Source organism: Akkermansiaceae bacterium (assembly GCA_024233115.1).
Classification (GTDB): domain Bacteria; phylum Verrucomicrobiota; class Verrucomicrobiia; order Verrucomicrobiales; family Akkermansiaceae; genus Oceaniferula.
In genome coordinates this window covers 36,585-61,359 of record JACKQB010000009.1, presented here as the reverse complement: position 1 = coordinate 61,359, position 24,775 = coordinate 36,585, and the positions used below count along the sequence as shown (strand labels likewise).

Sequence of the window (24,775 nt, the reverse complement as noted above, 5' to 3'; positions counted from 1 at the left end):
TGAGCTTGATCGTTTACGCCGGCGCACCGATGGCCTCACCTGCTAGAGGATCATCATCGCTGGGTGGATTCTCCGTGATGGCTTTCTTGCGGATGCCTTCATCAGCCTGGTTACCGGGAATGGTATGGTCTGATGGTGGGACCGGGGGATTTTTCATCTCACCGTGTTCCAGCAGGTCAGCCACCTGTTCGGCATCGAGTGTTTCATATTCTAACAACGCCTCCGAGAGAAGTTTGAGCACATCGTTATGCTTGACCAGAAGATCCTTCGCCCGGCCGTAGGCATCATCGATCAGTTTTTTGATTTCCAGATCAATCTTACGGGCGGTTTCCTCCGAATAACCACGGGAGTGACCGACGTCGCGGGCGACAAACACCTCGCCACGTTCCTCGCCGTATTCAACCATTCCGAGGTCTTCACTCATCCCCCATTCACAGACCATCTTGCGGGCGATGCTGGTGGCCATACGGATGTCACCGACAGCTCCGTTGGTGACGTTTCCGAAGGTGATTTCCTCAGCCACGCGGCCGCCCATGGCGACGCAGAGCTGGTCGAGTAATTCCTTCTGACGGTAGGTGAACTTGTCCTCCTCGGGCAGGAACATGGTGGAGCCCAGCGACGGGCCACGTGGTATGATTGTCACCTTGTGCAGAGGATCGGTGTGATCGAGAAGCTCGTTGAGAATGGCATGACCGGCCTCGTGGTAGGCGGTGTTTTCCTTTTCCTTTTCACTGAGTGCCAGGCTGCGGCGCTCGCGTCCCCAGCGGACCTTGTCGCGAGCCTCCTCCATCTCCACCAGGGTTACGGCTGCAAGATCCCTGCGCGCAGCCAACAGCGCGGCTTCATTGATCAGGTTGGCGAGCTCGGCACCAGAGAATCCAGGGGTCCCCCGGGCGATCACAGAGAGATCGGTATCGGGATCCATTTTGATCTTCTTGCAGTGGACTTTGAGAATTTCCTTGCGACCATTGACATCGGGAAGTCCGACGCTGACCTGGCGGTCGAACCGGCCCGGGCGTAGCAGCGCGGGGTCGAGAACGTCGGGTCTGTTGGTAGCGGCGATGATGATGACACCGGTGCGGGTATCAAATCCGTCCATCTCGACAAGCAGGGCATTCAGTGTCTGCTCCCGTTCATCGTGACCGCCGCCCATACCATGACCACGGTGGCGGCCAACGGCGTCGATTTCATCGATAAAGATCAAGCATGGCGAGTTCTTCTGGCCTTGCTCGAACATATCGCGCACACGGCTGGCTCCGACACCGACAAACATTTCCACGAAGTCGGACCCGGAGATGGAGAAGAACGGCACATCCGCCTCACCGGCGATGGCGCGGGCGAGCAGGGTTTTACCGGTTCCCGGAGGGCCTACCATCAGCAGTCCCTTGGGTAGGTTGCCACCGAGCTTCTGGAATTTTTTCGGGTCGCGGAGGTATTCGACGACTTCGACGAGCTCATCCTTGGCCTCCTCGATACCTGCGACATCCTTGAAGGTAACCCTGTTTTTATCCATGGTCAGCAGTCGGGCCTTGGATTTGCCAAAACTCATGGCACCGCGGCCAGCGGACTTCATCTGGTGACGGAAGAGGAAGAAAATGATCAGAATGACGAGGAAAATAGGGAAGATGTTCAGCAGGAACACACGCATCATACCGGAGTCGGGCTGGAAGGGCGCGAGGTCATTGATGAACTGACGTTCGGAGTCGGTCAGCTCCATGTAGTTCACATCCAGCTCGAAGGGCGCGAGGTCGTCATCCTTGGTCGCCGGTTCAGCGGCGGCAAAAACGTAACGTTTCCCGACGATGTATTTGTCATCCGAGCCATCGGTGGAAACGATCTCAAAGGCGTTTTCGCTGTCGTTTTTAATCACCTCGTCACGCGCCAGCATGCGGCGGAGGTCGGCGAGTGTGAGCAGTTCCCCATCGTTTTCACCGGGGAGCTCGGCCACGATACGAAGTGGCATCGGGTGGCGCGATTGAATCGCCTTGAGTTCATCATCGTGGAGCTGGGTGTTGATCGGGATGCGGAACGCCTGGGTGGGTGCGTTTTTCTTGTCGGCGACCCAGGGGTCTGTTTTGTAGAAAAAGCCGGAGATCTTCGGCACGGCGGCGGATTCCCCGGACTTTTTCAGCGTGAACCGGTTATCGGGGAATTTTCCATCCACCTTCTTCGGCAGGTTCTGATCGATGATGATTTTCCCGGAATCCACGTAGTCGCGGAACTGGGTGTAGCTCAAACGCTCGGGCTTGCCGAATCCGCTCGATTTCCATGCCATGAACAGGATACCCAGGGCGATGGCCATGAGGATGAGGACGCGCCAGTTGACACCAGCTCCGCCGGAGGGTGCTGAGCCTTTGCCGTGACCGGTTCCTTTTCCAGAGCCGCGGGGTGTTGGTGGAGGTTCGGGTGGTGATTGATTGGACATAAATGAGTTAGGCTTAAAAGGGATGACTTGGGAGGGAGGGAATAAAAAGGGGATTTAAAGGAAATGAAAGGGATTTTGCACAATGGATCAACCGGGGAAATCGGCAGCAGATACGGTGCGTCGGAGCCATCAGAGATTCCGCTGATGCGTGGGGCGCGGGAGAAACTAGCGCGGGTTTGAAAAAAGAAAACGCTTAATTTGTATCAAAATGCCCGATTTTACGGCAAACCATGGCTTTTTCCACTCCCCGCGCCGTGATCTGGCCAGGCTTTGCAGCGTGGATACGACCGTGCTTGTTAATCCGCACTTTCCAAGTAACATAGCGGCGTGGCAGCACCCGATGACCAAGCCCCGCGCAAACACCGCCCGATTAACCGCCTCCGGGGATGGTTGGAGCGTATGCCCGTCCTCAGAAGACTGAGCCCCTCCGAACCCGGGGGGATGAAACATGCCGGCAACCTGGTCGACGTCTTCGCCACCTTTGTGTCGCTCGATAGTCGGGTCGACCGGGCCGAGGCCGAGGTGGCACTCGACCTTCTCAGGCATGCCTTTCCCGAGGCCGACCACGGCTGGCTGGCCCGCCGGCTGCATCATGCGCTGGCAAACCCACAATCGCCTGAAGTGGTGGCCAGGACACTACGCCACCAGATCGGAACCAACGAGATCATATCACTAGGTCTTCAACTCTACCTTCTGGTTGTGGCATCTGGCTCCGCACTGCGGAGTCGTCAGGCCTTTGCCAAGGTCATGCAAAGCCTGGAGGCCGAGGGGATAGGTGCCGCAATCATGGCCGAAATGAACGGGGAAATGCCGACGTCGCCCCTGCCATTCGACAAGGTTGTGTTTTCGAGCCAGACCCACGCGGATGTGCTGCTGCCTTCCGACAACACAGGTTTTGCATTCTGTGCCTATCGCTCCGAGGGATTGATCCTGATACGCAACACGGGCAAACAACCCATCTGGGTCAGTGGCAGCTCCCTTGAAACCGGGCAATGCCTACGTCTCCGCCACCACCAAAGCATCGGCCTGCCATCCTGGACACTCACCGCCGAGGATATTCGCTTTTTCCTGAACTCCGCCCGGACCGGGCAAAGACAGACGCTGTATCTCAACAAAAGCGGATCGCATCTTTCCGCCGAGCGTGTCCGGTCGCGGCAAAGCAAGGTGCGACTTGATTTCGGCCTCAACGTCCATGTCGAGGCTCTTGTCAAGACCGGCATCTCCCTCTCGTCCGGTGAGGTCCTCCAGCCCGGGACTCGTTACGAACTGCCGGTGCTGGACCATTTGTTGTTAGAAAACGGCGCGGAGACCAGTCTCGAATCGCTACGCAAGCAATCGATGGAGACCGGGAGCCGGTTCAAGATGGATGCAGGCAGGCAGCAATGCCTCGTCTCCAACGACCCCTCGGCGCTAAAACGTGGCGATGTCCTGCTGACTTCCGGACTGGCACGCAGGGCGGTGTTAAAAATCAACTACAATGCCCAGTCTGCCCAAGGCTCCCTATCGGTCATTGATGCCGAACGCATCGTGATCGTCGACGGGCATCCCGTCAGGAGCGAATGCAAACTCGTCGACGGCTCCCTGATCCGCCTCAGCCCAAACCAGGCGGTTCGGTGTAGGTTCAGTGAGGGTTTCCTGGACGAGGAACGTGCCGTCATCAGGGAGTTGACCGTAGAAAACCTGAACCATCGCTATGGCAATGACAAGGTCGTGCTCGATAACGTCGCCTTCTCGGTCAAACGCGGGGAAATGCTCTGTATCATGGGTCCCAGCGGCAGTGGTAAGAGCACCCTGCTGGCCTCTCTGGCCGGTCATCTTAAACCGACCCGGGGACGGGTCCTGCTGAATGACATCTCACTTTACGAACATCGACCGCAACTGGCTCCATTTATCGCCAGCATGCCCCAAGAAGAGGCGCTGAACCCGCAGCTCACGGTGCGGGAACACCTGGCTCACGCATCAACGGTTCGACGACCCCATCTTTCCTCACGGGAACACTCCAAGCGGGTTGACTCCATCCTCGCCGAACTGGCCCTGCAACCTTTGGCCAGAAGACGGGTGGGCTCCCCTGGAGAAAAAACCCTCAGCGGCGGCGAGCGGGGCCGACTCAATCTCGGCCTCGACCTGGGTAGCGCCGCGGAGATCTTCCTCTTTGACGAACCGATCTCAGGGCTTTCCTCGAAAGACTCTGAACATGTGGCCGAAACGCTGCATGCCCTCTCGCGCGATAACATTGTGATCGCATCCCTCCACCGCCCCGGTGCCCGGGTGCTGCGCTTATTCGATAAAGTCCTGATGCTTGACCAGGGGGGACGGGTCGCCTTTTTCGGCACACCACTGGCCATGGGGCAGTACTTCCGGGATGCCTGCAAGGAGCTGAATATCCTCCCACCGATGCGCCTCAAGAGCCAGCAAGCCCAACAAGCGGGTGCCGACTTTGTTTTTGATGTGTTAGAAACCCCCCTGCACGGTATCGCAGGAAGGGAAAGCGGTGGCGTCCGCCGATTTCCCTCCACCTTCTGGCAGGAACGCTTCGAGGGCAGCCAGCTGGTCGATGAAGTCGCCAAGGGAAGCAAGCCTGAACAAAGCCAGACGGTCGATGTCACCCTCAGCGAGGACCACATGGCCGTGCCGACACGTTCACGAAAACAACGTGGCGCCGAGTGGCTGCGCCTGTTCCGCACCCATCTGGTCAGATCACTGATGTCCAAATTCAGGAACCGCGGCACGATCTACAGCATCCTGCTGGAAGCCCCCCTGCTGGCCTTGCTCATAGGGGTCACACTGCGTGCCTCCCCGGACGGAGGATACTCATTCCATACCGGGCTGCACCTCCCGGTTTACCTTTTCCTGACCGCCACCATCGGCATGTTCCTGGGCCTGACTAACAGCGCTACGGAAATCCTGCGCGACTCCCCCGTTCTTCGACGCGAGCGCAACTGCCGGTCGGGCACCTTCCTCTATGTCACCGCCAAATTTCTGGCGCTGGCCATTCTCGCCCTGATTCAATGTGCCATCTACACCTGGCTGGGGCATTTCATGTTGGATATCCACGGTATGTTTGTCATCCACTGGGGGTGGATGACCGTCACGGCTCTGTGTGGCACATCCATGGCGCTGGTGGTCTCATCCATCGTCACTACCGAACGGGCCGCGTTGAGCTCAGTCCCACTGCTGCTGGTGCCACAAATCCTTCTCGCGGGAGCGCTGGTTTCCTTTGATGAAATGAACCGCGGTTTGTTCAAGGGAGCCGCTGAAGGCCGCGCAGCGGGTGCCGAGCCATTCCCGGCGCGCTTCATGCCGCTGCGTTATGCCTATGAAGGCATGATTGTCAGCCAGGCGACACAAAACCCCTTTGAACATCAACGCCGTAGGCTACAGGGTGAAATCGATCCCCTCAAGGAGCGGAACGACCAACGTTTTTCCGGCAACGAAGAGCAGGGCCTGCAGCCGTCAGAAAGTGAGCGTCTCAATATCCTGACCGAAGCCCTCACCCGGCTGATGGCGGCCGAGGCCCGGACGGTTGAGGAAGCAGATGAGCTTTCTTGGCGCATCGCCCATGCAGGCCGCAGAAAGGATATGGATGCCCTGCTGGCCATCCCCCCCTATCCAGATGATGAAACCATTTACACCAAGCCGGTGAGGGACTTTTTTGTCAACATACGCACAGACCTGTTAGTCAGTAAGGCGGAGATCGACCGGCTCGATTACCGGCAAAAAACAAAACGGAGTATTTTCCTTGCCGAGCGGAAATACTGGTTAGGCATAACCAGCAAAACCACCCACGCCTGCCTATGGGTGATCGCCGGCTGCATCTCCCTCTGTCAACTCGCAACGATGATCTTCCTGCAAATCCGCAGTCAACGGGTCAGGTGAGTTTCCCGCGGTTACTTAACGATGTTCCGGACGCCTTTTCCCGGGTTGTTTTTTCTCAGGAACACCGGGTTTTTGTCCTGATCGAGCAGTTGAAGTGTATAACCATCGAGTCGTGCCCACAGGGTTTCGTATTCCTCCGGATTCCTGCCTTCGTTTCGATTCCATACCACCAATTGATCGATGGGGTAATCCTTACCTAGGTCGAGCAGCCACCAATTCCCTGTTCCCAACTGTGTGTGCGTCATGTGCTGCTCATGGTAACGACCCGATATATCGCCATCGATGGCCTTGTCTGCAGTACTGAAACCACTGATGTTCGATGACTGCGTGGCCTTCCCCTTCAATGCGACGTTGATACCACCGCTATAGACCTCCACTTCTGCAAGGCAAAGGTATCCGTCGCGCGGTAATGAAATCCGGACAAACCGGGCAGTCACCGGTAGTTGCTCAGTCACTTCAGGCAGCCCCCCGTTCTTTGCTTCCCCGGCCACCACCGACGATGAAGAGGTTTTGCCGGATTGCCTTCCAGCCACTTTTTGGGCAGCCGTTGACTTTTCGACCGAGCGCTTTGTGTTGTGGGAAAAAAACCAGATACCCGCGCCAAGCGCGACCAGGATCACCCCAATGCCCACCTTGACAAAAGGGTCTTTCTTTTTGACCACTATCTTCGGACTTGCCAGGTTGATCCGAGGCACACTGTCGGTTTCCTGAACCGAGGGAATGGAGTAAGCCCCTGCCGCACCACCTAGCGCAATCTCCTCGAGGTAACGCAAGAAGAACGGTCGGCTCACCAGCTCCGTCGCATCGATGTTGGCTCGAAACGCCTCGATATCAAACGCGATACGCCGGAAATGCACATCCCTTGTCAGGTCGTCATAGATCGCGTAGGACGCCACGATACTTGTGCTCCTTGGATCGCCCACCGAGCCGGGGTTGATGATATATCGATTCTGAGCATCACAGCAAAAATCATAGGGATCATGGAGGCTGATTTCACCCGACGGCTGCTCCATAAACACCCCGGCCCGGTGTGAATGGCCGATAAAGATAATCCGGTCGTCACAGGCTGCGAAGTTCACCCTGGCAGTCTCTTCGTCGAGGATGTAACCAAAGGCCATTGGCTCGACCACTTCCGCGTGGACGACAAGAAAGCCGGCTCCCTCCGGCCGTGCTTTCTCCGGCAGCTGTCGAAGATACCGCGAGTCGTCATCCGACAACTTCCCCTTGGTCCAGGCGATGGCCTCACTGGCATTGTCGTTAAAGAGCGAGGTGTCCATCCTGCCACACACTGCGGCGTCATGATTGCCTACCACAGCCACGCTGGCGAGTTTGCGGATGGCTTGCGTAACCGGAGAAGGGTCAGGTCCATAACCAACAATGTCACCCAAGCAGATGATGTGGTCGATTTGCAGACCCGCCATATCATCCACCACCGCCTCCCAGGCCTGGAGGTTGGCATGAATGTCGGAAACGATCGCGTAACGCATTGCAGCGCTACTTTGATCAATTTCCCCGGCTTAGGCGATTTAAAAGTCAGCAAGACAGCATTGCAGAATACGATGCCCCCTCGTCCTCCAAGGCAATAAGAAAGCCATGCTAACGGGCTAGCCACTAATCTGTGGCAGACAGCCGCGGACGCCAATGGGGTGGACGGCTGGGCGTAGGGACGTCGCGGAACCATCCGGGTTCTCCGTTTTGGTTTACAAATGCGACACCGATGGGCATGTCTGGCTGCTCATCGGCAAGGGCTGTGAGCTCGCGCTCGGCCTTGTCCGAGATTTCAATCCAGGCTTTTTTCAGCTCGATGAGGTCGATATCGCGGGCTTTGACTTCGGCCACCTCCTCTTTGGTAACTCTAGCGAAGCGTCTCATCATCTGGATGAGGAGAATCGGGCTAAAGCCTTCATCCTTGCCACAGGCAGCCCAGCAGATGGCGGAAAGCGGTCTCCTTTTCCCGGTCGCCTCGGAATTTTTCGACTTCTTAGCCGTTCGTCTCTAACACACTAACGTCGAGGACACTGGATCTGGCAACCTCCACAGCACCCTCGTGGAAGGTGGCCACAGCTTGGGAAAAACGAGGGGAGTCATCGGCTGCATTGATGACGAGGCGGATATCGCCGAACGAACTCATCTGGTAGTCCTCGCGCCGATACCAGAAACACTCCGGAAAAGCACACACCAATCGCTGCGCCATCTCCAGCAGTTCTGCCGGAGCGGCATCCGATGACCGGGTGTCTGCAAGCGCCCCTTTTACGCCACCACTCTAGCTTACCATCGAGCGGACGGCAAGGAGGGATTGGCTGTGGAGTAGGATTTCATGAGGTGCCTACCAGTGCCCGGGACTACTTAAAACTACTACGTGGTGCGTGAAGTTTTTCGCCCTCGCCATTAAGGATATCCGCATGAGGTTTGACCCACGTATTTTCAAATTTCTCTGGCTTATTGAGCACCCAGCCAATAGCCAGAACGCGATCGAGATTAAACTGGCGATGCTTTAGCCCTTCCTTTGTGCTGGAAATACGAATAGTCAAACGCGCACCCGGCCCGTCAAATTGGGTAGCTGCTGATTTGAGAATCTCATGGGTTGTAGATCCTACCTTGGCGTAGGCGTAGACAGATTGATTCACATCAGGACTACTCAGCAAATAACAGCGCCAACGGGTATCATCCCTAAAGGCAAAAATATAATGCCCCACGGGCTTAACCCTAACCCTGACATCCGCCGACTTCACTGTACCAGCAAGTATCTGTGACCAAGTGGCAGTGCCGTATCGAGCATAAGCGTCCCAATCGACTTTCATACCGTCCTCAGTAGGCACAACTGTCAACTGTCGCATATCGCCACTGGCGAGAACCACCTCATAACTGGAACATGTGATACCGCCTACATTACCAATTTTCACGGGACCCAGACCTATTGTTTTCCCATTCAGGGCTTCAGCATGATAAGATGTCATGTGCGCTTTTACATCGCGCCAATTGCGGGCCATCTTTAGGCGCTCGGACGGATCCGTTGCAGCAAGAAAAGCGTTTGCAACTACATTAGGGTCGTTATCGAATGCTGGCTCCTCATGGCTTGATCGAGAACTTGGGGTATTCGATGTCTCATCAGATTTCTCAACAGGTTGACCATCCTTCTTTTTGGGGGCCGTATAGAATTTCACTCCATAGGCAACAGCACCTAACAGTAACACCACCATACTCCATTTAACCCATTTTCTGGTCCCAAGTTTATTCTTATGGGAAGGGCTAATAAGCAGTTTACCATTACCTCTGTCGACATTTTTGGCGGGACTCTCAACCTTTTCTATTTCGCCAGCTTTCACTTTCATCAGGTCGCCATATTTCGCCCTGACTTCGTCCCAGTCATGCAACGATGCTCCCATGACGCGACACAACCCTCGTTGGGCATTCTTATCTCCTGTGCAAGCCTTGGCGTAACCCGACCAGCGATAGTTTTGAGAAGCAGTGACCAACCCTTTGCGTATGGCAGCGAGATCTGTCTGCACTGCTTGCTGCCGAAGTTCGGCCCCCTTTACCATCTCGTCCTTTGCGAGACGTGCCGCCCAGATTTGCCCTCTGACCCGTGAGCTGTCCTTGCTAAACTTATTTTTATACCAATGGGTGAATCCTTGTTGAATCGCTTCCACAAACAGGTTCAAATCACAAATGCGCCTGGTATAATGATCGAACACATCCTGACCATCCTCCCCGCTTGCCCTTGCTTCCGCGATTTGCTCTTTAATTTCCGCAATTCGGGATGCACTGTATCGGTGTTTGAAGTGGTCAATTAGTTTTCCCTCCTCGTTCTTCCCCTCAAACCTTGTCAAATAGCTTTCACGATCCGGCACAGAAACAAGCATTTCCACATCAGTATCCGTCACACAATATGTGAGCACATCAATGGCACAAAACCGCTGCAATCGGCGTATGGATTTGATGATGATCACTTTTTGATAATCATCAAAAGCTGGCATTCTCGACACAGTTTTGAACGAAACCACATGATATACCTCTGGTATCTTATTTTTTAAAGTCGATGAGCCTAACATGATTAGATTGACAATATATTGACAGATTTGTCTATTCTTCCCAAATCACAAACCTACCATGAGACACCGAATTCTGAGGCTTCGTCCCTGAGGTGATCTGCTTCCAAATTTCTACCCTGCTCGATGTAGAGACGGTAGAGTGCTTGCCATGGTCTTTTAAAGACAGGTTTCTGTTGCTTGGATAATGCAATGGCTTGTCGATAATGTTGTTCTGCACGGGCAAAAAGGCTGCCTCCTTCTGCAAGCAACCCAAGATATAAGTGGGTGCTTTTATCCTCGCTGATCTGGAGGGACTCCTTGAGTGCCTTTTCTGCCTTTTGTGGCTGCTCCGATTGCATATAGGCAAAGCCCAAAGCTCGAAGTGCATCAGGCTTCTCTGAAAAATCCGGCTTGAGGCTGAGTGCTTTCTCCAGCAACGGAATAGCAGATTGCATCTGCCCGAGCCTGTTCAGGCACTCTCCGTATTCGAAGTGAAGCTTAGCACTCTTCGGGTAATGAGGTAGTGCAATCTGATAGATACTGGCAGCATACTTGTAGTGCCCGGCAGTTTGAAAATTGGTAGCCACACGATCATAGTTCGCCATAAAGGTGTTGTTAAACATCTTTCCCTGAAACGGCACGGCATTCATGTATCGCCAGGCCGTCGCACGTCTACCACAGATGGCATCACGAGCGATGTTCTCAGGCTTTACGTGACCAACATAGACTCCGTTGACCCTGCCGTCGGCATTCACTAAGATACTCAGGGGTAATGCCATTTCTTGATGCAATACAGAGATACTATCCAGAAAGAGCTGGATAGTATCTACCCCGGCTTTGTTCATAAAATAGGATGGAAACCCTTTCACGGGAGACTTCGCCATTTTCAAAGAACCATCATCATTGAACTCGGTATTGACCAGGACCACATCCACGCCCACTTGCGAAAAATAATTGCGGTAGAGCTCAAGCTCCTTGAAATCGTTCTGGCAATCCGGACACCAGCTTGCCCAGAATTTGATCAGGGTGCTTTTGCCTTTGGGAATTTCAGCAGGTTTCCCCTTTGCATCCACGAGACCGAGCGGAGGCAAGGGAGAACCTTCCACAAGGCGAATGCCGCGATGGTCACGCACAGGTTCTTCAAGAGGAGTATCTGGTAGTTTATAGTTTGTCGGGCGTTTCCATACCGCAGCATCCTTATCGCCGTATTTCAGGGTGTATTGCCGGTTCTCCTTAAGGGCTGAAAGTTCCTGCTTACTGCCATCCGGCCAGCGGATCTCAATGCGTTTGATCGTGGCTTCAGCAAGCCCTACATTAAGCCATAGCGACGACTGACTGAGGAAGCTGTCACCGGCTGCCACACTACGTTTTAACGGAACCTCCTTTCCATCTTCCTCGATCCAGACGATCACCGTTGAGCCAACTGCATCCCGGTTGATCTTTTTACCGTCCCCTAGCAGTTTCATGCTGATCCAACGGGAGTCGGAGATCTGGTTTTCCAAGTATCTGACCTGGGGGCCATAGCGGTTGCTGACCCACATATCGAGATCACCATCGTGATCCCAATCGACCATCGCAATTCCACGCGCATCATCGTCGAAGTCAAAACCAGTGATGTAAGAAGCCGTGGCAAAGCTCTTGCCACCATGATTGAGGAACAGGCAGTTGCGTTCACTGCCACTCCATGACATGCCGTAGAAAAGCTGCTCGGAAAGTTGCTGACGCGACTGCTTGAGTCCCATGTTTTCACCTCTAGTCTCTGTTGCTCGCGGCACAACTTGCCGCCACCAGAAACTTCACAAGTCGTCCTTCTTTTTGCTGGTAAGGTAACCATTCGCCACCATCAGATCCTGCCAGCCATTGTGATCGAGATCAGCAAAGTGAGATGACCATGCCCAGCGACCCAGCCAAACTCCCAGTGGGTAAGCCTCTTCCCTAAATCGATTTCCCTCCCCTTGAGTGAACAAGCTATTACCTCGGGAAAGGTGCTGTATTTGCCTACGGTCTTTCTCCGCTCTGGTAGGCTTGAAACTTTTCTGGAAAGTGATGCGCTTTCCGGCCGAGGAAAACATATTGCTGACATAGAGGTCAGAGAGCCCGTCCCGATTCCAATCGCCCCATGCAGCATTCATACTGAAGTTCTGGTCCTGTGCCCTCGCCTCATCGATGACATCGGTGAAAACTCCCCGGTCATTTCGGAACAAGTTGTTGCGCCCAAAATCATTCGCGACGTAGAGATCCAAATCTCCATCATCATCAAAGTCATGCCAACTGCAAGCCAATGAAAAGTGATGGTTGTTTTTGTTTAAGCCTGTCTTTTCGGTTACATCTTCGAAGCTAAGTGTGCCCCCCTTCGAAATATTGCGGAACAACTTGTTTTCGCCTCCATTGGTAGCATCCTGAAATAAATCCGGTCCCGGCCTTGTGGCAAAACGTGTCTTGTGTTCGTTTTTATAATAATCACAGGCGTAAATATCGAGCAACCCGTCCTGATCGTAATCCGCCAGTGACAGGGAAAAGAGAGAGGGGAAATGATCCATCAGGGCATGCTCTTGTGTAAACTTACCTGATCCGTCATTGCGATAGATTAACAACGCCTTGTAAGTAGCCAGCACTATATCAGCATCACCATCGTTATCCAAATCACCAAAGACTGCCGCACGCGTGCGGTCGAGTAGATCGAGTCCAGCCTCCTTGGTGATATCCTTCACTTCACCAGTAGCAGTCTGTATTAACAAACGATTCAGTAGCCCGTCGCCCTGACAAATAAATACATCCTCAAGACCGTCCCCGTTAACATCAGCAATCGCGAGCCCTTGGTAAAAATTCTGGGTGCGCGCCACCTCATTGCTCATCTGCTGCAACCATTCATTGGCAGGAATCCTCAGTTGCATCCATGCGTCTGGAGCCGACGAAAACAAATATGCTGACTTATCCTGAAGCAGTGACTCATTTGTCCAGTAGGCAGCCGAATATGACATACCTTTCAACCCAGTGATAAGAGGCACGTCTCCAGCCAGATCCCAATCGATCTGCCAGGTTCCGTGACGTTCCCCTCTACGCCCTTCTGAGTCTGAACCATACATCCCCGCAAGCACCCTGGTTTTAACAGTATTCAACCCCACTTTCTCGACACCTGTGATTTTAAATGAGGTTCTTTCGACTTTTAGTCCTTGAACCCAGTCTCTCAACACCGAGTCCCCCTGCTTGGTCGCGTTATGATTATTTTCAACAGGGAAAGCACCCTCCACGACTTGCAGTTTTCCATGTGAACTATGATTCAATATCTCCGGTCGAAGTGGGAAGTAGGCTCCTCCGTGTGCATACAGTTTTTTAGTATCTTCTCCTAACAGTTGATCTTTTTTCAATGCTGTTCCCAATACCTTGAGTTGTGCCATGCACCGACTAGTACACACCTCGGCATCCCACATTTTCTCGGCCCGTGCTTGGGGCAAAACCAGCAAGGCTAAACCACCGCAAATAAGAGCTCTGAGTAATCGTTTCATGGTGAGCTTGAAATCATCATTGCTCTCTTCAAAAGGACAAGCCCATTCGTCAAAAAACCCACCTCTGTTCAGACCATAGGCGGGTTATTTAATTGGCTAAAAAAAACTTATGCGCGGCGGCGGCGCAGTAGCATCGCACAGCCACTGAGAGCGAGAATCGCCGTACTGGAGGGTTCAGGGACAGCGGTAAAGACCAAGCTGTTGTCTGTTCCCGATGCTTGCGCACCACCAGTAGTAAGTGGCAGTGGTGAGCTTGGCAACGTGAGTGTAGTTAAATCAACTAAAGTCACATTACTCACAGTGTAAACGCCACCGTCGGAAAGCGTAAATGATCCACTACCAAACGGGCTCAGTGATAGCCTGAGTCCGGAAATCGTACTAGCGGTATAGTGTATAAAGCCGCCCTGTGTTGCAGTTGGCACTGTGCCCTCTGGAGATGATGCAATGCTTCCATTTGTGGACAAACTCCCTGTAATACCCCAAAAATAATTTGGACTCCCAGTCAATGAACTGCCACTTGCCGTGACCGTGAACGTATCGGCATCCACGACATCAAAGACAAACACCGCCTTGGCGGATTGTCCTACACTCATTGCACCAAGGCCACCGGCCAGAACTAGACCACGGAGTGCTGCCCATGTTGCTGTTTTGTTTTTCATAAAGTGATTAGGGTATGTGTCAGAGTTTTCAACGAAGTGCCCGATAGATGTGAGTTATTATAAATCAATGGATGCAACGATGTTGATCCGTCATATCTAAGCAAACTTACGCATCATACAATCAATAAATCGAGTATATTTGTCATTTCACCCCATTTCAAGCTACCCGATCCTAAGTTAAAGCCCAAAACCGACAGTGTAGCAAGTCACTCAAAACAAGTGTGGGCATATGGGTCTATTCCGCTGCGTCCGCCAGTTTGTAAACAGCATCGCGATACGTCTGGATGGCCTCGACTGGTCGGATTTTCAAAGCCTTGTCGAGTTGGCTAACAGCATCGCGGTATCGGGAAGTAGCGACATAGGCTTTGGCTAACTCGATTCGTGATGTGTATTCGTGACCTTCGACCCGACCCGCTTGCTGGAAAAGCATCTCTGCCTCCTGGTAGCGTTTTTCAGTCATTCGATAGCGACCGAGTAAAAGCAACGACTCTCCATCGAGTGGATTTTCTTTGATGAGAGATTCAAGAACCTTGGCACCACGGGCAGGGTCCTCTCCGGAATCGATATCGATGAGAGCGGTAAGACGTTGTTGTTTCTGCTGGAGTTTAGCGTCCTTGATCTCGGGGTAGGCTTTTTCGAGCGCAAGTGAGAAGTCGCGGGCAAGTTTCCAATCGCGGACTTGTGTAGCAAATTCGAGAGCATTCAATGCGGCGGCGGCAGGTGCTTTGTTCTCCATTTCCAAGGCAGCCATCATGACTGGTCGGGCAAGTTGATTACTTCCCGCACGAAGGTGCAAGTTTGCTAACAGAAGGTGGTTATCGGCATCCAGTTTCCCCTCTCCCATTCTCCGGACCAGATCGAGATTAGTGATGGCATCATCGCTGCGATCCATCGATAGGTAAATGGATGACTGCAGCAGGTAGTAGGATGTTTCGGTCGGGCGGGCGGTGATCACCTCATCGAGTAGCGCGAGAGCTTCCTCGTTACGCTGTAGGTGTTGCAGGCACTGCGCGGTGCCGGCTTTCCAATCGACGCTTTCAGGCTGGGTTAACTGGGCGAGGCGGTAGGCCTGCAAAGCGGACGCGTATTGCTCCTTGTGCATTCTGCCGTATGCGAGTTGGCCGTAGGTGGCGCCATCCTGATCACCTAATCGGATGGCCTCCTCCAACGACTTCAGAGCCTTGTCCCAGTCGTCTTGACGGGCGTAAACAAAACCCAGGTTCCGGTGGGCGCGCCGGAAGCTGGGGAAGATAGCAAGAGCCGACTGGTAGTGGCCAGCCGCTTCCTTGAGCTCACCGAGTTCGAACTGGATGTTACCTGCATTATAAGCAATCGCCGCCGATGTTTTCACCAGCGGGCTGCCTATGAGTTTCTCCAAGGCCTCTTTTCTTTTACCCGCAGCCATCAACGGTTGGATCGAAACTAACAGACCGCGTTCCGCAGTAGTCACCACAGGCTCAATCTGGGCATTGACCCGATAAGAGCCGTTAAAGGATTTCAAAAACGCCTCGTCTTTCCAGTAGTCCCGAGATAGAGGCAACGGCTCGGCGGCACTTAACAGAGAAGTCAGAAGCACACTGATAAGCAATAACTGATAACTGATCACTGAATAACTCATTTCTTGATGATGATAGGCCATGTCATGACCGCTTTCACAGGCTGTCCCTGTCGGGTGGGTGGAGTGAACCGCGAGCCGTTGGCAATCCGCTGCGCAAGCGGGACCAGTGCCGGGTGGGTGGTAGAGATCACGGAAACAAACTGACTCCGACCCGACGGCAGGATGGCAACGCGCACGGTAACACGACCACTGTTAGTCCCCTTGATGCTACTGGGAAAAACAACCGACGGGTTGCGGAGCAGGCGCGGTTTTTTATCGAGTTCACCAAGCGAGTATTGGGACTTTGGTTGGGGGGGGGCGTGTCGGATCGTTGGTGGTGACGGGGATTGGGTCCTGGGTTTTGTCACGGCACGCGGCGTTGGCCGGGTGACGACGGGAAGTGGCGCCGGTGGCTGGTCGGTAAAAAATGTATCCACGGCAAGCTGGGGTTTGGTTTGATTGTTCACCACCGGGAGAGCCGGTTGGCTGAGGTCCGGGGTAATCGCCAGGTCGGCCAAGGCGGGTGGCGGTGGTGGCGGGATGTCCTCGTCCACCGGCTCCTCGGGAGGTGGGGGCGGCGGCTCGGGCAGGCTGACGGTTTCGATCTCGCGGATTTCAAACTCAGGGCTGAGCGGGGAAAGCACCATCAGACGCGTAGCGACCAGCACGCTGAGCAAAACAGCGGTCATGGCAATTCCCAGGATGATGGATTTGAGTTTCATTTTTTTGACCGCTAAAGGATGCGAAATGCGCGAAAGGAAGGCTTGGGTAATGTGTTTTTTGTTAACCACGGAAAACACAGAAGCCACGGAATTTTCTTACTTGGTTTTTGGAGTTTGGTCGTTGGAGTTTATTACTTCGACGTTGCCAGGTTGACGGTTTTGGCACCGGCGAGTTTGGCGGCGTCGATGACTTTTACGATGGTGCCATGGTCGGTCTGGGTGTCGCCTTGGATGATGACGGGGATCGTGCCGTCGGACTCGAGCATGGCGGCGACAACGCTGCGGACGCCATCGATCCCGATGCTGCGGCCCCCTTGATAGACCTGGCCATTGGCGGTGACGGCGATGAGGATGGAGTTTTTCTCCAGGTCCTGGGCTGACGCGGCCCGGGGTTTGTTGACATCGACCCCCGTTTCCTCGATGAAGACGGTGGTGACGATAAAAAAGATCAGCAGGATGAAGACCACATCTATCAGCGGCGAGATGTTGATCTCCGATGATGCGGATTCGTTTCCTGTGAAATGTCTGAAGCGGCGCATGTTCAGGGGGCGGGTGTCAGGGGGCGGGTGGCGGGTATGAGTGCGTGGTGGAGGCGCTGTTGGAGCTTGGCGTGGGTCGACTCGGTTTGTTTCCTGAGGAGAGCCAGCAGAAATGCGGCGGGTATGGCGATGAGAAGACCTGCCTGGGTGGTGATCAGGGCTTCCGAGATGCCGACGGAGATTTTATCGATGGGTGCCGCCGCGCTGCTGGTTGCGAGACCTGAAAAGGTGACCAGCATTCCCGAGACGGTCCCTAACAGACCAGCCAGTGGTGCCGCACCTGCCAGGACCCCGATAAATGGGAGCCGGCGTTCCACCCAGGCGAGCCGGTCCAGCTCGAAGGTGGCAAACTGGCGGATGGTGTGACGTCTTCCATCACATTGGAAATCGAGACCGGAGAGCTCTTGTTTTACTTTTTTGAGTCCGAGCCAGGTGGAGGCAAGAATGCTGTAGAGTCCGATACCCAGGAGGATCAGCGCCCACAGAATGGGGCCTCCCTGGTTCAGGGTATGTTGGAATTCGTTGAGCATTTTTTAGACAGAATGAACAAAATTTACAGAATTACTCGTCCCCTGCAACGCGCTCCAGGTGGTTGGTGTCCGGTTTTGGGAACTTTTCGCCACGCAAGCCGTTGACAAGTGTTAGTCCGAGCTTCTCGGTGTTTTGAATGATACCCTGGCAACGACGGGAGAGCAGGGCGTGGATGATGAGGGCCGGGATGGCGACCACTAAGCCGAAGAGTGTTGTGACCAGTGCTTCCGAAATCCCCCCAGCCAGAGGTTTGGCATCGCCCGTGCCTGATACGGTAATGACGTTGAAGGTCCTGATCATACCGGAAACCGTTCCCAGCAAACCTAACAAGGGAGCTGTTGCCGCGGTGATCGCGATGAAGGGCAACCAGCTTTGGAGTTTGTTCTGCACACCGATGAGCTGTTCATACAAAACCTCCTCGACCACATCGGGGCCTGCTTTGGCATAGGTCAGGCACCGACTGATCACCGCTGCCACAGGGTGGGATACCCCGCCGGCCAGGCCTTGCGCTTTTTCCTGGTCGCCCTCACGCAACGCGCCAAGGATACCAGAAACCCACTCGGGTTGAGGTGTTCGGATGCGGGCGATTTGTGCCAATTTGACAATACCACAGACGGCTGAGAACAGCGCGATAGCAAGAATCGGCCAGATCCAGAATCCCCCCTTGCGGAAGATGTCAAGTTTATCACTTTCCAGGGTCGCCAGGGCGAGTGCCTTTCCTCCTGTGACGTCGATGTCCAGCGAGGCCTCGTTACCCGCGAGCAGTTCCCTGACCTCACTTTCCTGACCGGCAAGCACCTTGGGACTGCGGGTGCCTTTTTCCCGGACGATCGCACCGGTGAGACTACCGTCATCGGCTGCAAACCAGGCGGCGGGACCGGCAAGGGCAAAGGTCCCCGGCTTCACCTCCCCATCGGGAGCGACTGCCTCGCCCTTGACGACGCTGCCTCCAAGAAGTGCGTCGAGCCGATTGATCCCGGCCTCGAGTACGGCCAGGCGATGTTTAAGTGCCTCGGCCGGCGAACCGGATGCGGGAGTGGTGTCGGGCGATTGAGAAACCTCCCCCGGCAGTAAAAAGGTTTCAAGTTTCAGGCCGTAATCACGCAACTGGCTGTCAACGTAACTGTGGTCCTGCTCGGAGGTGTAACACTTTTTCTGCAGTTCCTTGAGCAGGGATTCACGGTCTGATTTGGCCATCCGGGCGATACGCGCCTTGCGGCGTTTTTCCAGCAGCTCGGCCTTGGTTTCGTGAAAGGATTTTCCAAGGCCGGGTTTCTCCCTGGCGATGGCTTCACGCTGTTCGGTTAGACGTTTGCGGGCATCATGCAAATCCTTTTGGATCGACTCCATGTCCTGGGCTCCGGCAGATGCGATCCACCCCGTCAAAACAAAGAGAAATATGGCCAGGTGTTTCATCATCTTACTTGCTCTCCCCTCCCCCTGTCAGCTTCACGGGAAGCTTGATGAGCTGTGGCTGTTGGGATTTTTGATACACTGCAATGGCGCGTCTGACATCCGCGGCGATGGCGGGCACGGATTGCCATACCCACCCCTCCTTGCCCGGTGAACCAATACCTGCCGTATCACCCGAGCTGGTCGTGTAATAGGCCCGGCACAACCCCAGGTAGAGCACGCTGACCGTCATTTTTTTACCGTCGGGCAAAGTCTGGGTTTCTTCGGCGACCGTGATGCTGCGATTGAACCGGCCCGCAGCAGAGAGCACCGCGAGCATCGACTTCAGGACATCCCGTGGCTTGCCCAGGGCGTCAGGTGCCGACAAGGCATCGAGATCCGACTTCAGCTCATCGGCCAGTGGTTGTGGGAAGCGAGTTATCACGTTTTTCATTCTGGGAAGCATGCGGGCCATGCTGGCACGCAGCAATTGCTGGGCCTCCCGGTATTGCTTGAGTTCGGCTTCGAGCTTCTCTTTATCGTGATCCACCAGCTCCACTGATGCACCAGCCTGGGTGAGCTCCTCATTCAGCAGTGCGAGCTCCTTTCGATAGAGGTCGAGCAAGCTTTGCATACTCTTTTTCTCAACCTCCCAGGACGTTTTTTCCTCCGAGATCATCCGCTCGGTTTTCACCCACTGGTGGATGAGCTCTTTCGTGGCACCCGGGTCTTCAGTCGTGCCGGCATCCTGCGCCCAGAGAGAAGCCATCATGGCAAACGGGGTCAGGCAAATGGTGATGATTGGTTTGATCGGCGGCATGGAAAAATGAGTCGGGTGACGGCCAGGGGATTATGAAGTGGATCAGGGGAGATCTGCAAGGAAGCAAATCCCCCCTTCCCATCCATTATGTGGTAAACGGCTTAGAACTGAACTTCAAATCCGGCGTAAATATTACGGCCACGGCCATTGCGAGGCCCTTCCGGGAGTCTTGAGACGATATTTTCCTCATCGAAAATATTGGCCACACCACCGATCAGCTTCCAGTTGTCGTTGATTTGATACCAAGCTGATATGTCGAAGACCAACGCCTCGTCGACCTTGCCCTCACGGGATGAGGTGACCGGGTTAGCGTGGTTACCACCGGTGCCATACATGGAACTCGTCCAGGTGGCATCGAGATTGGCGCCCCAGCTGCTCATATCGACACCGATCCCTGCCGCCAGTTTCCACTCCGGGATGTAGGGGATGTCGTTTCCTGCTTCGTTACCACCTTGGAAATCGGTGAAAATATTCTCGGTGTCCGTGGCCAGGTTTTGCTTCAGAGTCGCCTGTGTCCATGTTGCACTGACATACATGGGAAGACGGTATGCCTGGCCGTTAGCCGTCGCTGGATCAAAGCTGACTTGAGCCTCGATACCATAAACCTCGGCTGCACCGCCGTTGGCTGGATCGCCGATACCAACACCCGTTGCCGGAGCTAACAGGTTATCAAAGTCGGTGTAAAAACCAACAAGCTCGAAACCCCGTGCTTTTTCCGCATCGTGGTGACGCCATCCCAGCTCGTAGGAAATGGATGTCTCCTCATCGGTCTGACTAACAGGATTGGTATTGGTGTAACCGCCCGGACCCGGTGTGGAAACACCACGGTAGATCCCCCCGAAGAGTTTGTCCGTGTCACAAATATCAAAGGTGAACCCCATACCGCCGGCCCAGGTCGTGAGAGCACCGTCGCGGAATGCGTTACCCTTGTAGTCTTCGTAATTGTATTCCATGTGCTCAATACGAAGGCCGGGACGAAGTGTCCATTTTCCTGACTTGATCTCGTCCTCAAGGAAGACCGAGGTAGCGACGGTTTCTTGTCGGCGGTCGGCATCAGAACCATGCACACCAGAACTTGTCTGGCCAAAGTCACCGGCACCGGTTGATGTGTATTGATCCACCCATTGGTAACGATACTCACGGTCCTTGTGCAGCCGGATCCCGCTGGTGATGCTGTGATCGACTGATCCAAGCGAAAAGTCATAGGTGCCGGCAAACTGCACCCCGTAGCTGTAGTAGTCGCGGTTATTCGCTTTGACATCGATCACATCACCAGGTGTCATCCCTTGAAGAGAAGTCACCGCGGCTGGGTTCAGCAGCGCGGAATGAAGACTGGCACCGTTGATTTTGTTCAGCTTATACCAGTTTCTGTTGAAACGATTGTAGTAGGCCGTTGCCTCCAGCTTGAAATCATCGGTCGGCTCGGCGGTGTACTTTAAATAGGTGCGGTATTGGAAGGTGTCGATGTTATCGAACTTGGTGGCCGCGTAACGATCATAAGGACGGCTACGCACATCGGCTTCAGCAAGCCCCAGGTAGCTTTCGTCGGCATCAAAATCGGTGTAGCCCAGCTTAAACTCGAAACGTTGCTTCAGGGCGGTGTCCGGCTCCCAGAACAACTTGAACATTGGTTCGATACGCTCAAAGCCGGTGCTGCTGCCACCGTGCCCCTGGATCGAACGGAAGCCATCGGAGCTTTGGTAGTGCATTTCTAACAAATAACCCAGCAAGCCGTTTTCTGTTTCCACGGTGTTACCGTAATGGGAGTGACCGGTGAAGGTGTTGTCGGACCCATAAATAAACCTCGCATAGAAACTCTCCTGGTCGGGAATAGGAGTGGAGAGGTAGTTGATCACCCCGCCCGTGGTATGCGGACCGTACTTGACCTGGCTCGAACCCTTCAGAATTTCCAAACCGCTCATGCGCCCCGCATTGGGTGAGTAATAGGCACCGGGCGCCGAGTAAGGTGCCGGCGCCATCAGGATCCCGTCCTCCATAATGGTCGTTTTTTCACTCCTTGTGCCAAGTCCGCCACGGACGGAGATATTTGGAAACAGACCAAAGCCATCCTCTTCACGCGTGTAAACGCCAGGCACCTTCGCGAGGATGCGGTTGATGTTGGTGTAGTTCTGCTGGCGAATATCATCCGTATCGATGTATGCCGCTGAACCGACCAGATCCAGGGCGCGGTCTTTGCCGCCTACGACGGTGAGAGGTGACAGGGAGCCGTCATCGGCAGTTAGAGCACTGAGGGCCGCCAGGTTTCCCAGGCTGAATGCAGCCAGGGCCATTGTTTTATGCATTGGATATCTCATGATGTGTTGGTACTTTGAGGTCGTTTTTTGACCTGGTTTTAGGATCGCGGAACACACGCGACCCCTCTCGTTATTGCGACTGATTCTCAATTGCAAGTATTATCTGATGGAAATCTTGTTTTTTTGCCTTGCTGGAATCGTCTGACTAACCGCTATTCGTGCCGACATGTTTGCACCCAAGTGGAAAAAGGAAGCCAAGCTTCTCGACAAAGCAGCGAAGAAGTTTCTGAACTACAAACGCGACCTGCTGGACAAGCAGATGATCGCCGAAATCGAGTCACGTCGCGCCGATCTCAAGGCCGCGCGCAAAAAAGGCGACAAGGATCAATGCGCGGAGGCCTCGAAGCAGCTTCAAGCCACCTGCGAGAACGCCCTGCCCCGCCAAAGGAGCCAGGGTTGGTTTGAAGAAAACCTGGAGGTGATCTTTGTCGCCATCGTCATCGCCCTCGGTCTGCGCGCCTACGTCGTGCAGCCGTTCCGCATCCCCACGGGGTCGATGCAGCCGACGCTGAACGGTATTGTCGCCACCTCGGTGGAATCCGCGGATGATTTTCCAAACCTTGTTTCGAGGACGCTGCAACGCGCCACCCACGGCCGCAAGTATGTCGACCTCGTCTTGAAGGAGGACAAGCGCCTCCGCTCTGAGAACCCGGTGGTTGAAACCCCGTTTTTACACTTCTTTACACGCACCTACATTTACTTCGAGGACGGCAGCAAAGTGACTTTCCCCGGGCCGAAAGCAGCCCTGATGAACCGTGACGGCATGGGATTCGGCCACGTTTGCGGCTATCCGACCCGGGATATGAGCGACGAGGAACAACAGCAATACCGGGTCGAAGCCCAGACCACCCTCCGATCAGAATTATCCGTCGAGGGCTCCAGAAGCAGGAGCACGATCTACACGCGACCCCACCTAGCCGCCGGCACCGTGATTGCCCGGGGCTACATCGACAGTGGTGACCTGATCCTCGTGGACAAGATGTCCTATCACTTCCGCCGCCCAAGTCGCGGTGAGGTCTTTGTGTTCGACACCCGGGACATTACAAAAATCCACAGCGATGCAGCCAAGAGCGGTGGTATTGCCGGCTCACACTACATCAAACGCCTTGCAGCGGTTCCCGGTGACGCACTCCACGCCGTCGGCACAGACCTCTACATCAACGGGAAAAAAGCCTCCGAACCGGGATTCGTCAGAGTCATGAGCAAGGAAAACGGCTACCATGGATACGGTGCCAGCCAGAAGCTCGCCGAGGGGAAAACCTTCAAAGCCCGGTTCTCGGACATACCCGGCATGAACGAATATATCGCGCTCGGCGACAACAGCTTCAACTCCTCCGATTCTCGAAACTGGGGAACCGTCAAGGAGTTCAACGTCATCGGACCCGCCGCCTTTTCCCTCTGGCCCTTTAAGAGTGGCCACTGGGGAGTTATCAAATAGTGACTTGTGCGTGGTCAATGCCCCCGGTGATCACCAGGAGGTGCATTCCCCGGTCATCACTCACAACTCACCCTTCCCTCCATGTCATCATCACAAGAAATCACCCGTAAGGCGAAGTCAAACCTCGCCTTTGCCCTCACCTGCCTTCCCAGGGAGCGCAAGCGGGACATGGTGACATTTTACGCCTTCTGCCGGGTGATCGACGACCTTGCCGACGACCTCGATATCGCCATCGAAAAACGTATCCAGCAGCTCGATGCCTGGCGCACAGGCATCCAAAACGGGTTTGTGCAACCCGATGCACTACAGCAGGAAGTCATCGAATTGATCGACCGCTATTCCATCCCAAAACAACCCTTTCTCGAACTGATCGACGGCTGCTCCTCCGACCTGGAACCACAACGGTTCGATACCTGGAAGGCCCTTACCAAATACACCTATCAGGTGGCGAGTTGCGTGGGTATCATCTCCATCAGGATCTTCGGCTGCACCCACCCCGACTCGGAAAAGTATGCCGTCACCCTCGGCCATGCCCTGCAACTGACCAATATCATGCGTGACGTCGCCGAGGACCATCGCAACGGTGGGCGGATCTATCTACCCAGGGAGGATTTCACCTACTTCCAATACTCCGAGGACGACCTGTCAAACCAGGTGCACAATGACCGCTTTGTCGCCATGATGACCTCACAGGCCAATCGGGCTGAAGAACTCTATCAACAAGCAGTCGACCACCTCCAGCCCGAGGACGCCAAGGCCCTCAGGGCGGCGGAGGCAATGCGGAAAATCTACCACGGCCTGTTAAAAAAAATGCGCGCGGACAATTTCCAGGTTTTCACCCAGCGCTACTCACTCTCCAAGGCAAGAAAAACAGGGATCCTCGTGGCAACCCTGCTAGGCAGGTAACACAACGACTCCACTCGA

General features: G+C 54.5%; 18 protein-coding genes. 3 read left to right on the top strand and 15 right to left on the bottom strand.

All coding sequences use genetic code 11. The features are described from left to right. Positions 1-13 precede the first annotated feature (13 nt). Entirely contained in the window at positions 14-2,275 is a 2,262-nt protein-coding gene (locus H7A51_19545; GenBank protein ID MCP5538415.1) for an ATP-dependent zinc metalloprotease FtsH, read from the bottom strand. A gap of 477 nt (positions 2,276-2,752) precedes the next feature. On the opposite strand from H7A51_19545, the gene H7A51_19540 reads away from it, so the two are divergent. Further along, complete coding sequence (locus H7A51_19540; GenBank protein MCP5538414.1) at positions 2,753-6,301, top strand: ATP-binding cassette domain-containing protein; 3,549 nt, start codon at positions 2,753-2,755, stop codon at positions 6,299-6,301. 11 nt (positions 6,302-6,312) lie between these two features. Here the strand turns inward: H7A51_19540 and H7A51_19535 are convergent, their stop codons facing one another. The 14 genes from H7A51_19535 to H7A51_19470 all read right to left on the bottom strand — a co-directional run bounded on the left by H7A51_19535 (position 6,313) and on the right by H7A51_19470 (position 22,401). Then, a complete protein-coding gene (locus tag H7A51_19535) occupies positions 6,313-7,788 on the bottom strand; it encodes a metallophosphoesterase family protein (GenBank protein ID MCP5538413.1) in 1,476 nt (491 codons plus the stop codon). 124 nt (positions 7,789-7,912) lie between these two features. Next, the gene (locus H7A51_19530; GenBank protein MCP5538412.1) at positions 7,913-8,173 is read right to left on the bottom strand and encodes a hypothetical protein; all 261 of its coding nucleotides are present in this window, start codon (positions 8,171-8,173) and stop codon (positions 7,913-7,915) included. 109 nt (positions 8,174-8,282) lie between these two features. Beyond that, positions 8,283-8,495 carry a hypothetical protein gene (locus H7A51_19525; GenBank protein MCP5538411.1) on the bottom strand — a complete coding sequence of 71 codons (213 nt, stop codon included), beginning with the start codon at positions 8,493-8,495 and terminating at the stop codon, positions 8,283-8,285. A 148-nt stretch (positions 8,496-8,643) separates the two neighbouring features. Further along, positions 8,644-10,353, bottom strand: coding sequence for a hypothetical protein (locus H7A51_19520; protein ID MCP5538410.1), 1,710 nt, complete (start codon positions 10,351-10,353; stop codon positions 8,644-8,646). 53 nt (positions 10,354-10,406) lie between these two features. Further along, on the bottom strand, positions 10,407-12,074 hold the full coding sequence (locus tag H7A51_19515) for an ASPIC/UnbV domain-containing protein (protein MCP5538409.1): 1,668 nt from the start codon (positions 12,072-12,074) through the stop codon (positions 10,407-10,409). Positions 12,075-12,128: 54 nt separating this feature from the next. Continuing rightward, positions 12,129-13,838, bottom strand: coding sequence for a VCBS repeat-containing protein (locus H7A51_19510; protein ID MCP5538408.1), 1,710 nt, complete (start codon positions 13,836-13,838; stop codon positions 12,129-12,131). Positions 13,839-13,945: 107 nt separating this feature from the next. Next, positions 13,946-14,497, bottom strand: a complete 552-nt coding sequence (locus H7A51_19505; GenBank protein MCP5538407.1) for a PEP-CTERM sorting domain-containing protein — start codon at positions 14,495-14,497, stop codon at positions 13,946-13,948. A 235-nt stretch (positions 14,498-14,732) separates the two neighbouring features. Beyond that, positions 14,733-16,115 carry a tetratricopeptide repeat protein gene (locus H7A51_19500; protein MCP5538406.1) on the bottom strand — a complete coding sequence of 461 codons (1,383 nt, stop codon included), beginning with the start codon at positions 16,113-16,115 and terminating at the stop codon, positions 14,733-14,735. Next, positions 16,112-16,816 (bottom strand): energy transducer TonB, encoded by a 705-nt coding sequence (locus H7A51_19495; protein MCP5538405.1) that lies wholly within the window; start codon positions 16,814-16,816, stop codon positions 16,112-16,114. Before H7A51_19495 ends, H7A51_19500 begins: the two co-directional genes overlap by 4 nt. A 131-nt stretch (positions 16,817-16,947) precedes the next feature. Further along, positions 16,948-17,355 (bottom strand): biopolymer transporter ExbD, encoded by a 408-nt coding sequence (locus H7A51_19490; GenBank protein ID MCP5538404.1) that lies wholly within the window; start codon positions 17,353-17,355, stop codon positions 16,948-16,950. 2 nt (positions 17,356-17,357) lie between these two features. After that, complete coding sequence (locus H7A51_19485) at positions 17,358-17,885, bottom strand: MotA/TolQ/ExbB proton channel family protein (protein ID MCP5538403.1); 528 nt, start codon at positions 17,883-17,885, stop codon at positions 17,358-17,360. A 31-nt stretch (positions 17,886-17,916) separates the two neighbouring features. Then, complete coding sequence (locus tag H7A51_19480) at positions 17,917-19,305, bottom strand: MotA/TolQ/ExbB proton channel family protein (protein MCP5538402.1); 1,389 nt, start codon at positions 19,303-19,305, stop codon at positions 17,917-17,919. Position 19,306: 1 nt separating this feature from the next. After that, on the bottom strand, positions 19,307-20,098 hold the full coding sequence (locus tag H7A51_19475; GenBank protein MCP5538401.1) for a DUF3450 family protein: 792 nt from the start codon (positions 20,096-20,098) through the stop codon (positions 19,307-19,309). A 101-nt stretch (positions 20,099-20,199) separates the two neighbouring features. After that, on the bottom strand, positions 20,200-22,401 hold the full coding sequence (locus H7A51_19470) for a TonB-dependent receptor (protein MCP5538400.1): 2,202 nt from the start codon (positions 22,399-22,401) through the stop codon (positions 20,200-20,202). Positions 22,402-22,579: 178 nt separating this feature from the next. Between H7A51_19470 and lepB the strand changes: the two genes are divergently transcribed. Both lepB and H7A51_19460 read left to right on the top strand, forming a co-directional pair. Beyond that, positions 22,580-23,851 (top strand): signal peptidase I, encoded by a 1,272-nt coding sequence (gene lepB, locus H7A51_19465; protein ID MCP5538399.1) that lies wholly within the window; start codon positions 22,580-22,582, stop codon positions 23,849-23,851. A gap of 81 nt (positions 23,852-23,932) precedes the next feature. After that, the gene (locus tag H7A51_19460; GenBank protein MCP5538398.1) at positions 23,933-24,757 is read left to right on the top strand and encodes a squalene/phytoene synthase family protein; all 825 of its coding nucleotides are present in this window, start codon (positions 23,933-23,935) and stop codon (positions 24,755-24,757) included. Positions 24,758-24,775: the final 18 nt, after the last annotated feature.

Excerpts from the sequence above, each read along its gene's own strand:
- H7A51_19545 (MCP5538415.1), bottom strand. The coding sequence starts at position 2,275 with ATGGCATGGAAATCGAGCGGATTCGGCAAGCCCGAGCGTTTGAGCTAC.
- H7A51_19535 (MCP5538413.1), bottom strand. The coding sequence starts at position 7,788 with ATGCGTTACGCGATCGTTTCCGACATTCATGCCAACCTCCAGGCCTGG.
- H7A51_19530 (MCP5538412.1), bottom strand. The coding sequence starts at position 8,173 with ATGAGACGCTTCGCTAGAGTTACCAAAGAGGAGGTGGCCGAAGTCAAA.
- H7A51_19525 (MCP5538411.1), bottom strand. The coding sequence starts at position 8,495 with ATGGCGCAGCGATTGGTGTGTGCTTTTCCGGAGTGTTTCTGGTATCGG.
- H7A51_19520 (MCP5538410.1), bottom strand. The coding sequence starts at position 10,353 with ATGTTAGGCTCATCGACTTTAAAAAATAAGATACCAGAGGTATATCAT.
- H7A51_19515 (MCP5538409.1), bottom strand. The coding sequence starts at position 12,074 with ATGGGACTCAAGCAGTCGCGTCAGCAACTTTCCGAGCAGCTTTTCTAC.
- H7A51_19510 (MCP5538408.1), bottom strand. The coding sequence starts at position 13,838 with ATGAAACGATTACTCAGAGCTCTTATTTGCGGTGGTTTAGCCTTGCTG.
- H7A51_19505 (MCP5538407.1), bottom strand. The coding sequence starts at position 14,497 with ATGAAAAACAAAACAGCAACATGGGCAGCACTCCGTGGTCTAGTTCTG.
- H7A51_19500 (MCP5538406.1), bottom strand. The coding sequence starts at position 16,115 with ATGAGTTATTCAGTGATCAGTTATCAGTTATTGCTTATCAGTGTGCTT.
- H7A51_19495 (MCP5538405.1), bottom strand. The coding sequence starts at position 16,816 with ATGAAACTCAAATCCATCATCCTGGGAATTGCCATGACCGCTGTTTTG.
- H7A51_19490 (MCP5538404.1), bottom strand. The coding sequence starts at position 17,355 with ATGCGCCGCTTCAGACATTTCACAGGAAACGAATCCGCATCATCGGAG.
- H7A51_19485 (MCP5538403.1), bottom strand. The coding sequence starts at position 17,885 with ATGCTCAACGAATTCCAACATACCCTGAACCAGGGAGGCCCCATTCTG.
- H7A51_19480 (MCP5538402.1), bottom strand. The coding sequence starts at position 19,305 with ATGATGAAACACCTGGCCATATTTCTCTTTGTTTTGACGGGGTGGATC.
- H7A51_19475 (MCP5538401.1), bottom strand. The coding sequence starts at position 20,098 with ATGCCGCCGATCAAACCAATCATCACCATTTGCCTGACCCCGTTTGCC.
- H7A51_19470 (MCP5538400.1), bottom strand. The coding sequence starts at position 22,401 with ATGCATAAAACAATGGCCCTGGCTGCATTCAGCCTGGGAAACCTGGCG.
- lepB (MCP5538399.1), top strand. The coding sequence starts at position 22,580 with ATGTTTGCACCCAAGTGGAAAAAGGAAGCCAAGCTTCTCGACAAAGCA.
- H7A51_19460 (MCP5538398.1), top strand. The coding sequence starts at position 23,933 with ATGTCATCATCACAAGAAATCACCCGTAAGGCGAAGTCAAACCTCGCC.